At 51.7% G+C, this 13,089-nt stretch carries 10 protein-coding genes and 2 pseudogenes; 10 read left to right on the top strand and 2 right to left on the bottom strand.

The features are described 5' to 3' along the window. Positions 1-262: 262 nt before the first annotated feature. The 5 genes from ACN0YN_RS27225 (at position 263) to ACN0YN_RS27205 (ending at position 8,416) form a co-directional block, all read left to right on the top strand. Positions 263-1,771, top strand: coding sequence for a TolC family protein (locus ACN0YN_RS27225; protein WP_278447343.1), 1,509 nt, complete (start codon positions 263-265; stop codon positions 1,769-1,771). Positions 1,772-2,625: 854 nt separating this feature from the next. Next, on the top strand, positions 2,626-4,269 hold the full coding sequence (locus tag ACN0YN_RS27220; RefSeq protein ID WP_155366723.1) for an efflux RND transporter periplasmic adaptor subunit: 1,644 nt from the start codon (positions 2,626-2,628) through the stop codon (positions 4,267-4,269). Positions 4,270-4,286: 17 nt separating this feature from the next. Then, positions 4,287-7,481, top strand: coding sequence for an efflux RND transporter permease subunit (locus ACN0YN_RS27215; RefSeq protein WP_155366722.1), 3,195 nt, complete (start codon positions 4,287-4,289; stop codon positions 7,479-7,481). 34 nt (positions 7,482-7,515) lie between these two features. Further along, complete coding sequence (locus ACN0YN_RS27210; RefSeq protein WP_194242553.1) at positions 7,516-7,923, top strand: RND transporter; 408 nt, start codon at positions 7,516-7,518, stop codon at positions 7,921-7,923. Then, a complete protein-coding gene (locus ACN0YN_RS27205) occupies positions 7,877-8,416 on the top strand; it encodes a thioredoxin family protein (RefSeq protein ID WP_228030887.1) in 540 nt (179 codons plus the stop codon). Before ACN0YN_RS27210 ends, ACN0YN_RS27205 begins: the two co-directional genes overlap by 47 nt. A 93-nt stretch (positions 8,417-8,509) precedes the next feature. Here the strand turns inward: ACN0YN_RS27205 and ACN0YN_RS27200 are convergent. Next, a pseudogene (locus ACN0YN_RS27200) lies at positions 8,510-8,832 on the bottom strand (YnfA family protein). Positions 8,833-9,084: 252 nt separating this feature from the next. On the opposite strand from ACN0YN_RS27200, the gene ACN0YN_RS27195 reads away from it, so the two are divergent. From ACN0YN_RS27195 to ACN0YN_RS27175, 5 genes and pseudogenes are all read left to right on the top strand, one after another. Beyond that, the gene (locus tag ACN0YN_RS27195; RefSeq protein ID WP_155366720.1) at positions 9,085-9,474 is read left to right on the top strand and encodes an ArsR/SmtB family transcription factor; all 390 of its coding nucleotides are present in this window, start codon (positions 9,085-9,087) and stop codon (positions 9,472-9,474) included. Beyond that, positions 9,471-10,619 carry a cysteine desulfurase family protein gene (locus ACN0YN_RS27190; RefSeq protein ID WP_155366719.1) on the top strand — a complete coding sequence of 383 codons (1,149 nt, stop codon included), beginning with the start codon at positions 9,471-9,473 and terminating at the stop codon, positions 10,617-10,619. The genes ACN0YN_RS27195 and ACN0YN_RS27190 overlap by 4 nt, the downstream gene beginning before the upstream one ends. Positions 10,620-10,661: 42 nt before the next feature. Beyond that, entirely contained in the window at positions 10,662-11,063 is a 402-nt protein-coding gene (locus tag ACN0YN_RS27185; protein ID WP_155366718.1) for a rhodanese-like domain-containing protein, read from the top strand. Positions 11,064-11,095: 32 nt separating this feature from the next. Next, positions 11,096-11,387: pseudogene (locus ACN0YN_RS27180) on the top strand (DsrE/DsrF/TusD sulfur relay family protein). 79 nt (positions 11,388-11,466) lie between these two features. Continuing rightward, complete coding sequence (locus tag ACN0YN_RS27175; protein ID WP_155366716.1) at positions 11,467-12,390, top strand: sterol desaturase family protein; 924 nt, start codon at positions 11,467-11,469, stop codon at positions 12,388-12,390. A gap of 373 nt (positions 12,391-12,763) precedes the next feature. On the opposite strand, the gene ACN0YN_RS27170 is transcribed toward ACN0YN_RS27175, so the two are convergent. Further along, complete coding sequence (locus tag ACN0YN_RS27170; RefSeq protein WP_417388111.1) at positions 12,764-12,955, bottom strand: hypothetical protein; 192 nt, start codon at positions 12,953-12,955, stop codon at positions 12,764-12,766. Positions 12,956-13,089: the final 134 nt, after the last annotated feature.

Raw genomic sequence — 13,089 nt, 5'->3', positions numbered from 1 at the left:
CAAAGAGAGGGCTCGAGAATCGGCCAACGAGAACATCTCAAAATTATACGTTGGGATGGATTATGAGATTAGAATTATCAGGTTCAGGAGAACTGTGATGCATGGAATGCCGGAAAAGTTAATTAAACTCAGTAGCTTTGGATCACATTCAGTTAGATCATTTCGACTGATCCTGATTCCCACTCTACTTTTAACTTCCTGTGCCTCAGATCGTGGACAGATGACTGCCCATCAGGCTGGCTCAATAAAGGAAGACAGGCAGATGGTTGGCATCAAGGACAGCCAGTCACAGGCTGCACAGATAGCTGAATCTACTTCTGAAGTCGAAGTCAATAATTTTGCAGAAACGACACATGCCGAATCGAGAGAAAAATTGACTTTAACATCATACCATGAAGTTTTTGAAGGTAAAATCCCACCACCTGTACCACCGGCAGGAGGCCCGAACGTACCAGAAACAGATTCTTCGGAAAATCCATTAACACCAACCAGCCAGACGATGACGTTGGAGGAACTTGAACAGATAGCACTATCGAACAATCCCACCATGGCTCTGCAACGAGCGGAGATCGAGAAAGAACGGGGGAACTGGACCCAGGCAGGCCTCTATCCAAACCCAACCGTAGGGTATGTCAACTCCACAGCGAGCAGTAATGGTGATACGCAATCAAATGGTATTCTTGTGCAGCAGACATTTATTACAGCAGGGAAATTGGATAAAGCCCAGGCAACAGAAACTTATGGTATCCAAACGTCACAACTGCAGCTCGATGCTCAGCAGATGCGCGTCATCAATGATGTCAGGTTGCGCTACTATGATGTGCTGGGAGCACAGGAACAATTAAAACTGGTGAAAGAAATCGCCCAACTCTCACAACAGACACTGGATGCCGCTGAGAGACTCTATAAGGCTGGGCAAGTTCCGAGGACGGATATGTTGCAGGCGAAAGCGCAAAACGCCACAGTTCGTGCATCGCTGACGAATGCGCATACTGATTTCGAATCTGCCTGGCAGAAGCTCGCTGTAATCGTGGGCTGTCCGGAATTACCGGTCAGTCAGCTCATGCAACCGGAGGAAGATTTACCGGAATTTGATCTGGAGTCGGAATGGCAGCGTCTATTGTCCGAAAGTCCTCAGTTGCTCACGGCGGAAAGCCAAATCGGTGTCGCCCGCGGACAGCTTGCCAGTGCTGAAGCTGTCCCAGTTCCAGATGTGACTTTACAATTTGTTACTGATTACAATTCGATCGGAGACTACGCGACATTTAATACGCTGGTAGCACTTCCACTTCCTCTCTTCAATCGTAATCAAGGGGGCATCTATAATGCCGTTTCCGAAGTAAACCGATCCGAGCGCGAACTGGAACGGGTGCGTCTGGTATTGCGCGATCAGTTGATCTCCTCATATCGAGATTACATGTTGGCGCGGAACCAGGCAGAACAGATGCGAAAAGAAGTGCTGCCCGAACTCAGGGAAGCGCTGGAACTGATGATCAAAGGCTATGAGAAAGGACAATTCAGTTTTCTAGCCGTACTCAATGTACAACAGAGCAACTTCCAGTCAAACCTGGAGTACATTGATGCATTGAACCGGGCACATCGACTGGCTGTCGAAATATCAGGGCTGCAGATGACTGGAGGCCTGAACCCGGCGACGATCGGAACGGCAATTCAGGATGCGGGGGGCGGAGGAAGATTGCGTGCAGTTCAGCAGCAGTTACAGAAGCAAAGCAACGCTAATTTGAGTAACTTTGCTCCTGCGGCACTATAGAGGTCCATCATCTCAATTAAGTATGAAGCAACTTTTGAACAACAAGGCTTTGATCTGAAGCAGGTCTTTTTCAGGACAGGAAACCTGGAGAAGGCGCTCGTTTCAGGCTCTGATCTCAATACTATGAGGAGATCGTCACATTGTATTTCTAAGGTTACAGTATTGATCTCCAATATCAGTCCGACTATACTTAAAATTAGTTAGGCAAACAGGGTTTTGTATGTACATGCAGCACACCATCAATATTTTAATGACCTTCCTGGCGATTATATGTCCCTATCTTCCTTGTAGGGACATATGTCTGGGGTCTTGTGTTGCTGCGCTGTCTGAATCGGTATCCGTTCAGGAAACTGCAAGTGCAACCTGTTGCCATCACAGAGATTCTGAAGAACAGGATCAGCATTCTGAGAACCAGGAACAAAGACCAGTCCAACCGAAGTGCCCTCAGGACGGTAATCAGCCGAATTGTTTTTGCGGGGGCGCCGTGATCGCTACTGTGGTTGACTGTCCCAGCCTGATCGATGCTGGCTCTTTCTCTGAATTTCTCGTCGTCGACCTCAATGACGTTGCCCACATGTCATTCAGGCTCGTCTGTCTGAGGCACACTGCTAATCGAGGCTGTCACTTCCCGCCGCTCTCTTCTGGGCGGGAAATCTGTCATCTTTCTGCCGCCTATCTGCTCTAAAGCGTCCGACACGAGCATCGTAGATTATCCGGAGTCCGTCGATTTTGATCGTCCGTGATTCCGGCTGAATTTGCGGTGATTTCTTGACTTCCGTGTCTGTTTCCAATCGCTTAAAAACCGTTTTATCAGGCTCCTGCTTCTCAACATATTGAGCAAGAAAGGACATCTCATGAGTCAATCTGTTATAGGCCGACCCTCTGTTAATCCAGATACGTCTTCTCCCGACACTCCAGCTCCAACTGATCAACGTCCCCACGGACTGGTCTGGAAGCTCGGACGCTGGTTTCTGGATGGGTTACCCACCATCATTGTCATGTCTGTATTAGTCGCCATCGGTTACTACGGACATACCCACCATTGGAAAATCCCGACGTTTGCAGAATTAACGGGACAGGCGAAGCTGGTATTCAAGGACTGGTGTGAAGAGCACGGGGTTCCCGAATCCAAGTGTGTGATCTGTAACCCTGACCTGATGCCTGCCAGCCCCGATTATGGCTGGTGTACCGAGCATGGTGTCAACAACTGCCCGTTGCACAATCCCGATGTCGCTGAACTGAAAAAGACACCGGTGATTACTAAGGCAACAATGCAACAAGCTGATCGTGCTCTCGCACTGCGGGAGCGACCAGACAATAATGCCGCCTGCAAGGTGTATCAGAAGCGAATCCAGTTTGCTTCCAACGAGGCGGTTCAACAGGCTGGCGTTGATGTAGAACTGGTCGACCAGGAATCTGTAACAGAGTGGGTATCGGGAACAGGAGAAATCCGCTATGACCCGACACGTCTGGCCAATCTTTCTTCACGCGTGCCGGGTACTGCGTGGCGGGTACTAAAAAATGTGGGAGACCAGGTTCAGGAAGGAGAAATCCTGGCGGTGGTTGACGCGGCGGAAGTAGGACTTCTCAAAGCGGATCTGGTAAAAGCGATAGTCGCTGAAAAACTGGCACGCAAAAACTTTGAACGTTTGAATGGACTAAAAGGGGCCATCGCAGGCAAAGACATCCTGGAAGCAGAGTCTATTCTAGCAAAGGAAGAGGCCGAAGTTCTGAGCGTCGAACAGGCTCTGGCTAATTTGGGGTTGTCGGTGGACGTTTCTTCGATTGCAAATCTCAGCAAGCAGGCCATGATCGACCGCCTGCGTTTCCTGGGTTTTCCCAACGAACTGGCAGAGCAGTTTCGATCACAGACCGCCTCAGCCAACCTGATCCCGGTTCGCAGCTCAATGAACGGTGTGATTACGGAGCGGAACGTCGTTTCCAGTGAGGTCGTCACTCCGGAGCGGACCCTGTTTGAAGTGGCTGATCCCAGTTGGATGTGGCTGATACTCAATGTTCCTCTGGAAGAGGCATCTTTGATCCAGGTCGGACAGCAGGTCCGATTTCAACCCAATGGAAGCCGTAAGGAAGTTACCGGGAACTTGAGCTGGATCAGTACTGCCGCTGATAAACAGACGCGGATGGTAAAGGTCAGGGCGGAAATCGATAATGCGGAAGGGCAGCTTCGCGATGAGACTTTTGGCGCGGGCCGGATCATTCTGAGACAGGAAAAACAGGCGGTCGTGATTCCCCGGAGTGCAGTGCACTGGGAGGGATGTTGTCAGGTGGTCTTTGTTCGAAATAAGCATTACTTCGACAGCCCGGAGAGCCCCAAAGTCTTTCAGCTGCGAAACGTTCGTACTGGATTCGTTAACGGCAATCGCGTGGAAATCATCGCCGGCTTACTTCCTGATGAAGTCGTCGTGACCCAGGGGAGCGACGTTTTGCGGGCACAACTTCTCAAGAACAGCCTCGGAGCAGGCTGTTGCGCTGAATAGAAGGGAATCGAAATCATATGCTCAACTGGCTGATTGATTTTTCACTGCGCCACCGTGCTCTGGTCATTTTGTGTACCGTGGTTTTTGCTGGCGTCGGAGTGATCTCACTGAGACACCTCGACATCGATGCGTTTCCCGACACGACGCCGGTGCTGATTCAGATCAATACGGTGGCACCGGCGCTTTCACCCGATGAGGTCGAACGGCAGATTACTTTCCCGGTCGAACAGGCAATCAGCGGTCTGCCTGGTCTACAGGATTTGCGTTCCATTTCGAAATTTGGCTTATCACAATTGGTCGTGATCTTTGAAGACGGAGTGGACATCTATTTTGCGCGGCAACTTATCAGTGAGCGGCTGAGTACAGTTCAGCTTCCAGAGGGAATCCAGCGACCGCAGATGGGACCGGTTTCGACCGGTCTGGGAGAAGTCTTCCACTATGTTCTGACCTACGAAGGAGTCGATTTTTCCCGTCTACCGAACGAAGAACGGGTCAAACGTCTGACCGAACTGCGAACGCTACATGACTGGGTCGTAAAACCTCAGTTGCGTTCCGTGCCGGGAGTTGCCGAGGTCAACAGTTGGGGGGGCTATGAGAAGCAGTACCAGGTACGCCTCGATCCGGATCAGATCATCAAACACGAACTGACCTTTGACCAGGTGGCCCAGGCCCTCCGCGAAAACAACCAGAATGTCGGCGGAGGGACGATTACCGATCGCAGCCAGATGCTGCTGGTCCATGGGGTGGGACGGACCGTCAATCTGGAACAGATTGAAAATGTGGTCATCACGTCTCGTGACGGAGTTCCAATTCGGGTCAAAGATGTGGCGGATGTGCAGATAGGGCATGAAATTCGTCGTGGAACGGTGACCGCCAATGGCCGGGGAGAAGCAGTATTGGGACTCGGTTTCATGTTGATGGGGGAAAACAGCCATGAGGTAACTCACGCTCTGAAAACCAGACTGGAAGAAATCCGGGAGACACTGCCCGCGGGCGTGGAAATTCAGACTGTCTACGACCGTACCGAACTGGTGGACCACGTGATAGACACCGTGCAGAAGAACCTGTTCGAAGGAGGTCTGCTCGTAGTTGCGGTGCTGTTTATATTTCTGGGGAACCTGCGAGCCGGTCTGATTGTGGCCCTGGCAATTCCTCTTTCGATGCTGTTTGCCTTTTCGGGCATGTTGAAGTTCGGCATCGCAGCGAGCCTGCTCAGCCTGGGTGCAATTGACTTCGGTCTGGTTGTAGACAGTTCCGTGGTGATGATTGAAAACTGTGTCCGCTGTCTGGCACACGGCGCCGATGGTCGCAGTCGACTGGAGATTATCCGGGATGCTGCCATCGAAGTCCGCAAGCCTACCATGTTCGGCGAGCTGATCATCATGATCGTCTACCTGCCAATTCTGACGCTGGAAGGAGTCGAGGGGAAACTGTTCCGTCCCATGGCACTGACAGTCATAATGGCCCTGGCGGGGTCAATGGTGCTCTCACTGACGTTGATGCCTGTGCTCGCCAGCCTATTCCTCCCGAAAAATCTCAAGGAAAAAGAACCACTGCTGATCCGGGTGCTGAAATGGCTGTATGCACCAGTGCTGCGGTTCACCATGCACCACAAAGCAGCGGTGATCGGTTTTGCGCTCACGATCCTGTTTGTGGCTTTTGGCTTGATCGCCCCGAATCTGGGGACTGAATTTGTCCCGCGCCTGTCGGAAGGGGCAGTGGTGATCAATGTAGTTCGTCTGGCGGGAACCGACCTGGAAGAAACGATCCGCTATAACACCCGGATGGAGAAAGTTCTGCTGGAGAAGTTTCCAGACGAGATCGTGCACGTCTGGAGTCGCGTCGGGATGGCGGAAGTTGCCACGGACCCCATGGGGACGGAACTGACCGACCTGTTCGTCACACTGCGTCCCCGAAGTGAGTGGACGCGCGCCGACACGCAGGAAGAACTGACGGTTGAGATTCAGGAAGAACTCCGCGATCTGCCTGGCCCGCGTCTGGCGATGACCCAGCCCATCGAAATGCGGATGAATGAAATGATCTCCGGGGTCCGTTCAGACGTGGCTGCGATTCTCTACGGGGACGACCTTGACCTGATGGTCTCCAAAGCCTCTGAAATTGAGAAGGTGCTCAAATCAATCGAGGGGGCTGCCGACGTAAAAGTGGAACAGGTCACTGGTCAGCCAGTGCTGGAAATTAACATCGACCAGGATGAAATCGCCCGTTATGGCATTCCGGCACGGACCGTACTCGACCTGGTGGAATCACTGGGCAGCAAGCATGTAGGAGAAGTCTATGAAGGACAACTGCGATTCCCGCTGATCATCCGGCTTCCTGAGCAGGCACGGACCGACCCTGACGCTATCGGATCGATCCTGGTAGCCACTCCTCAGGGAGAGCAGATTCCCCTGTCGCGACTCGCTGACATTGAGATCGTAGAAGGCCCGAATACCATCAAGCGGGAATGGTATCAAAGGCGGATTACGATCGAGGCAAATGTCCGCGGTCGCGATATGGGGAGCTTTGTTGCTGAAGCGCAGCGTAAAGTCGACGAACAGGTAACCCTGCCTGCCGGGCGTTACCATGTCGAATGGGGAGGCCAGTTCGAGAATCTGCAGCGTGCCCAGGCCCGGCTGATGATTGTCGTCCCGGTCGCGATGTTGTTGATCTTCGGTCTGCTGTACATGACTTACAATAACTTTATCGATTCGATTCGCGTCTTTACCGGCGTACCGTTCGCCTGGATCGGGGGGATCTTCGCTCTCTGGATAAGAGACATGCCGTTTTCGATTTCCGCGGCCGTGGGTTTCATCGCCCTCTCCGGTGTCGCGGTACTGGATGACATGCTTCTGGTCTCAACCATCCGTCGACTGCGTCGCAGAGGCAGTTCGCTCAATGAAGCTGTCGAGGAGGCAGCCATGACCCGTCTGCGCCCGATCCTGATGACTACGCTGGTGGCCAGCCTCGGCTTCTTCCCCATGGCCTTCAATACCGGTATGGGAGCAGAAGTGCAACGGCCCCTGGCCACGGTCGTGATTGGTGGCGTCTGCAGTGCCACGATTATGAGTCTGCTCGTTTTACGTGTGCTGTACGTGGTCTTCAATCTGCCCGGCAGTCGCAACGAGGATGAGGGAGACGATGACAATACTACAGAACCAACGCAACCGAACAATCCGGATTCCAGGCAAGTGCCGGAAACGGCTTCGGTTTAATTTTACTGGTCAATGTACCATCAAAGGAGAAAAAATGACTGACGTATTATGGACTCGGTGTCTGGCAATCCCAGCGATTGTGTGTGGACTTCTGGTGATCACGGGGTGTGCGAAAAGTGGAGAGGAAGCCGCTCCCGTGGCCAAGGCCGAAGAAGAACATCATGAGCATGACGAAGAAGGGCACGATCATGAACACGAATACAGAGAAGAGGGGCATAACCTGCACGGTTTCTGGTGTGCTGAGCACGGCATTCCCGAAGAAATCTGCGCCCAGTGTAATACCAAACTCGCCGCTGATTTCCAGAAGAAGGGGGATTGGTGTGAAGAGCATAAACGTCCCGATTCGCAGTGTTTCATCCATCATCCAGAACTGGAAGAAAAATTCATTGCCCAATATGAAGTTAAGTTCGGAAAAAAGCCGCCTGCTCGTACGGAGAAATGAGATCCGCCCGCAGACGAACGCGAAAGCGCTTCAGCGGTGCAGTCGGGTAACCCACTACATCACAGGTGGGTTACCTGTTCCGTTTTGTGCTGTTGCACTGCTATTGTGCGCTTTGAGCCCAGGCTGTCAGAATGCAGCTTCAGATCTTTCACTATCCAGTTTGCTGGAGGTTACTGATTCGGATTTTCAGCAGAGGGTCCTTAAGGCTGACCAGCCAGTGCTGGTGGAGTTCTGGGCTCCCTGGTGCCGCCCCTGCGTTGAGATGGTCCCCATCCTGGAACAGGTCTCAGAGCAATTTGCGGGGCGCGTTAAGATCCTCAGAATTCGCATCGACGATAACCCGGCCACTGCTGCTAAATATGAAATTGATGCGCCTCCCGCATTCCTTCTGTTTCACCAGGGAATGGTCTTCAAGCGTCGACTCGGCAAACAAAGCGAAGCACAGTTGACCGAACTCATATCGTCGATCTTATCAAAAGAAATTTCCGAATAACTGCAGAGTTATTGAATCATTTCTTTTCTGTTAATGATCTGCTGGGTAAGAACGTAAATGTTATAGAGGATCAATTGACACTGAAAATCCACGCTAAGAGCGTGGTCCGAAGAGGATGATTAATGTTCCGAAGATGCAAATAGTGGCTCCTAATGCATCCCAGCGATCCGGCTGAGTCTTCTCAACAACCCAGAGCCAGAGCAGCGACGACACGATATAGATGCCTCCGTAGGCGGCATAAGCTCTGCCTGCGTGAGACGAATCAATTCTGGTGAGAGCGTATGCAAAAACGCCAGCGATAACATTCCAGGTATTATCCAGAATTGACTTTTTGATTGCCGAATCCAGACCCAGAATGCAAAGCATCCTCCGATTTCAGCGAAAGCAGCCAGCAGGTACCAGATAATCGATTTCATGCTGCCAAGTATATCTCATCCAGATTGTGAAATATAGAGATCTCATTTGCAGGCGTTCTGCCCGTGTCATGATTATCTCTGTAATTCGGGCCCATTCCAGTCAGTGTTATCGCTCGGTTTTCCTGATGGGGAGCGACGTTGCTGACACTCTCGTGTAAATGGATGTCTTCTTCAGTTGAAGAGTAAGATTGTTTCGCCTATTATATTCGGACAATCGCATATTCGAACAAAGCTACGTGAAGCGGTAAAACCATGCTCGATACACAACCGGCAGCAGAAATGCTGAAAGCCTTTTCACATCCCACAAGACTGTCCATCCTGCAGGAATTGCTGGCAGGCCCCAAATGTGTGTCGGACATGGAAGAACTTCTGCCGGCTCGACAGGCTAATATATCACAACATCTGGGTGTGCTGCGGCATGCAAAATTGGTTGATTATGCCCAGGACGGGGCACTCCGCTGCTATTACCTGTCTCGTCCCCGACTCGTTAAAGACATGCTAGTGTTAGTGGGCCGTGATGAGCCCGTTGTGAAACGCACTCCAGAAGAGATCCAAGCTCACAAAGCACGACTGGAAAAAGCCCGCCAGCGGGAAAAACGCGCGAAGTTACCAGGCACCTCTCGTCAACAGGCAGTCCAATGAGAGAGCTGGTCTATCTGGACTTCAATGCGACGACGCCCCTGGCGGATCAGGTCGTCGAGGCGATGGAGCCTTATCTGCGCGAAGCATATGGTAATCCATCCAGTCTGCATTGGTCAGGTGTCCCCGCCCGTGATGCGATTGAAACAGCCCGATCACAGGTCGCCTCACTGTTATGCTGTGATGCGACGGAAATTGTGTTTACCTCCGGCGGGAGTGAATCTAACAATCAGGCCCTGAAAGGGATTTATTTCACGAAACGGTCAGCAACTCCGGTTCCGCACTTTATCTTCAGCCAGATCGAACACCCGACGATCCGGGAGCCCTGTCGGTTTCTGCAGTCCCTGGGAGCCGAACTGACCTGTGTACCCGTAGATGGTCAGGGGCTGGTCGATCCTGCAGAGGTACGACGTGCGATCCGGAAAAACACGGTTCTGATTTCAATCATGCACGCGAACAACGAAGTCGGCACCATCCAGCCACTTGAGGAGATTGCAGCGATCGCCAGGGAAAACGAAATCCCCTGTCATACAGACGCAGCTCAGTCGGTAGGTAAGATTCCGGTCGACCTGGATGCACTGGGCGTCGATTTACTGACAGTCGCTAGCCACAAGCTCTATGGACCTAAAGGTGTGGGGGCGCTGTACGTACGCGAGGGGTTAGAGCTGGAGCCACTCGTGCATGGAGCAGGGCAAGAAGCTGCGCGCCGAGCCGGGACAGAAAATATTCTGGAGATTGTCGGGCTGGGAGCCGCCTGTGCTCTCGCGCAGCAGACACTGAAGCAGACGGAGACCCGGGAACTCCGCGATAGTTTCTGGCAGAAACTGAAATCAATATTCGGTGAAGATGTTGTGCTGAATGGGCATCCGGAACTCCGGCTGCCGAACACACTTAACGTCAGTTTTCCCGACCATATCGGCGGAGAAATTTTGGCTCGTCTGCCCTGGCTGGCTGCCTCAACCGGTTCAGCCTGTCATGCAGGCAGCGTAGAGATCAGCCCGGTGCTGGCGGCGATGGGAGTCTCACAAGAGATTGGTCTGGGGACAGTCCGTTTCAGCCTGGGACGCACGACTACCCGATCTGAAATCGACCAGGTCCTGCAAGGACTGATCCAGATCATAGGAAAGAGTACAGAACAGAAGATGTAGACCTGTTTTTACAACGATTAATAAGAAAGTTTGAGGAACACAATGAATGCTTTGAAACCGTTACTTTTGATTTTTGTCACTGCAGGATTGCTGGTGAGCACCCTGAACGGCGCGGAGCCTACCAAAGATTCGCTGGCGACGGTTAAAAAAAATGTGGAAAACGACAAAGCAGTCCTGGTGGATGTGCGCGAGAAAGGTGAGTGGGACAACGGTCATATCGCAGGTGCGACGTTTCTGCCACTCAGTGAGTTGCGTAATGGAATCTCTAAGTCAGTACTGGCAAAACGGATTTCCAAAGATCAAGTCATCTATACCCACTGTGCCGTCGGGATTCGCTCCTGCAGAGCAGCGGACTACCTGTTGAAACACGGCTACGACGTGCGGCCACTCAAACCTGGCTATAAGGATCTGGTTGCGGCCGGATTCAAGAAGGCCAAAGAATAACCGGTCTGATAAATCAATTCGAGGAGACTGTCATGGCAAGCTATCTGATCATTCTCAACGGGCCACCCTACGGCAACGAGTATTCTTACAATGGTCTCCGGCTTGCCGGCAGTCTCGTTCGGAAGGCGGGAAACGAGGTGAAAGTCTTTCTCCTGGGAGATGTTGCAGCAGTTTCATAAGCACGGAGGAGAAGTGGGAGTCTGTGCATCCTGCATGGATGCACGGGCAGTCACCGAGGATGAACTCATCGAGGGCTGCCATCGCAGTAGTCTGGACGAACTGACGAACTGGACCATGGACGCCGACAAGGTACTCGTTTTCTAAGTCAGCACAATGTGTTTTTAACAGTCTCCCTTCAGAAATTCGAAGCTCATCTGGATCCTATCTCTCAGCGAGTCAATTAATGGATGATGTAGAGCCTACAATAGTGGTCATCGTCAGACTGGCCTGTTTCCTGTCGATCCTGATCGGGATGGCGTTCTGGGAACTGTATCTCCCTCGTCGAAAGCTGGTGGCCGGCAAGCCCTGGCGCTGGACCAGCAATCTGAGTCTGGTGGTTCTGAATGGAATGCTGGTTCGAATCCTCATACCCGTCACAGCTGTCGCGGCAGCGGTGTACACCGGCGCCCAAGAATACGGCCTGTTTCACATCCTCGACTGGCCGCTCTGGCTGGAGGTTTTACTGGCCGTGGTCGTCTTCGATCTGGCAATCTATCTCCAGCACGTGATGTTCCACGCCGTGCCCCTGTTCTGGCGGCTGCACATGGTACATCATGCGGATCTGGACTTTGATGTGACCACCGGACTTCGATTCCATACCCTGGAAATTCTGCTCTCGTCCCTGATTAAATTGTCCGTAGTACTGGTGCTCGGCCCACCCGTCATTGCGGTGGTTGCCTTTGAGGTTCTGCTCAATGCAACCAGTATGTTCAATCACAGTAATATAGAATTACCGGAACAGTTCGATCGGTTGTTGAGGTGGTTCGTCGTTACTCCCGACATGCATCGTGTGCATCATTCAGTGATCTATCGAGAGACTAACAGTAACTTCGGCTTCAATCTGCCCTGGTGGGATTACCTGTTGGGAACATATCGTCACCAACCGCAAGAGGGCCATGAACTGATGAAAATCGGTGTGAAGACCTTCACCGATGAAAGGCAGGTTAATCGGCTGCTAGGCATGTTGCTTCTGCCGTTCCACCGTGGTAAGTCAGGCATGTTACACACAGACAAGACCGGACACAGTCAACCGGCTGGTGAAAGGAACTCGGAACGTGATTTGTCGGATGATATTTTCGGTGGTGACCTTGATGATGGGGACTCTTAGTTGAGCTGAAAGGGGAATGGAACGGCCGCGAGGCGAAATTTGAAAGAAGCCGTAGGGGATCACCCGGGATGAAAAATATGAATCGCATCCGAGGTGTCGGTTGGTTGGTAAGAGACCATGGGACTCGAAGCCCGCTGTCATCCAGATCGAATCAGTGTAGATGAGATGGGTGTGGGAGGAAGGAGTAAATGGCTTTCCAATTGAAGCTGAAACATTTTTACTGCTGAATGCAGATGTGTTTTGTAATGTAGTAAAATGTAGTTAATCCAACTGAATTTGCCTGAAATGAACTGGATTTCACTAGATCGTGAAACACTGAGTTTCTTCAATCAATACTCTGATTCAGGGGTGAAAGGTCGTTTTTAGAGAAAGCTTAATTCTTATCATCGGCCAGGATGTAGATGATGTTAGGGTTGCTCGTTTTTTCTGTGGCGTGCGCTCTGTTTTGTGTGATCAGGATCAGGGACAGGATAGCAACCGTCATTGCAAGCGGGATACTTCGCTGGATCAGAGTGGTGTTTCCTGATTTGAATTCAAACTGGTTTTGCGCAATTTCAGTTTGCATGATGTATCCTCTTTTAGATTCTGATGCGTCGATCTGTGGTGTACTGTCTCCAGTCTCTTAGTATCAGTGACGTATCGTGGCGGGTCAAGCAAGGTGTGATCGAATTCAATCGCGGTCTATTGAATCATAGCGCG

Source organism: Gimesia sp. (assembly GCF_048260065.1).
GTDB lineage: Bacteria > Planctomycetota > Planctomycetia > Planctomycetales > Planctomycetaceae > Gimesia.
The sequence above is the reverse complement of the archived record's forward strand: the minus strand, read 5'-3'. Positions and strand labels throughout refer to the sequence as shown.

Bases quoted from the DNA above. Each gene is read 5' to 3' on its own strand.
- ACN0YN_RS27190 (WP_155366719.1), top strand. From the start codon at position 9,471: ATGAGAGAGCTGGTCTATCTGGACTTCAATGCGACGACGCCCCTGGCG.
- ACN0YN_RS27195 (WP_155366720.1), top strand. From the start codon at position 9,085: ATGCTCGATACACAACCGGCAGCAGAAATGCTGAAAGCCTTTTCACAT.
- ACN0YN_RS27185 (WP_155366718.1), top strand. From the start codon at position 10,662: ATGAATGCTTTGAAACCGTTACTTTTGATTTTTGTCACTGCAGGATTG.
- ACN0YN_RS27170 (WP_417388111.1), bottom strand. From the start codon at position 12,955: ATGCAAACTGAAATTGCGCAAAACCAGTTTGAATTCAAATCAGGAAAC.
- ACN0YN_RS27210 (WP_194242553.1), top strand. From the start codon at position 7,516: ATGACTGACGTATTATGGACTCGGTGTCTGGCAATCCCAGCGATTGTG.
- ACN0YN_RS27175 (WP_155366716.1), top strand. From the start codon at position 11,467: ATGGATGATGTAGAGCCTACAATAGTGGTCATCGTCAGACTGGCCTGT.
- ACN0YN_RS27205 (WP_228030887.1), top strand. From the start codon at position 7,877: ATGAAGTTAAGTTCGGAAAAAAGCCGCCTGCTCGTACGGAGAAATGAG.
- ACN0YN_RS27215 (WP_155366722.1), top strand. From the start codon at position 4,287: ATGCTCAACTGGCTGATTGATTTTTCACTGCGCCACCGTGCTCTGGTC.
- ACN0YN_RS27220 (WP_155366723.1), top strand. From the start codon at position 2,626: ATGAGTCAATCTGTTATAGGCCGACCCTCTGTTAATCCAGATACGTCT.
- ACN0YN_RS27225 (WP_278447343.1), top strand. From the start codon at position 263: ATGGTTGGCATCAAGGACAGCCAGTCACAGGCTGCACAGATAGCTGAA.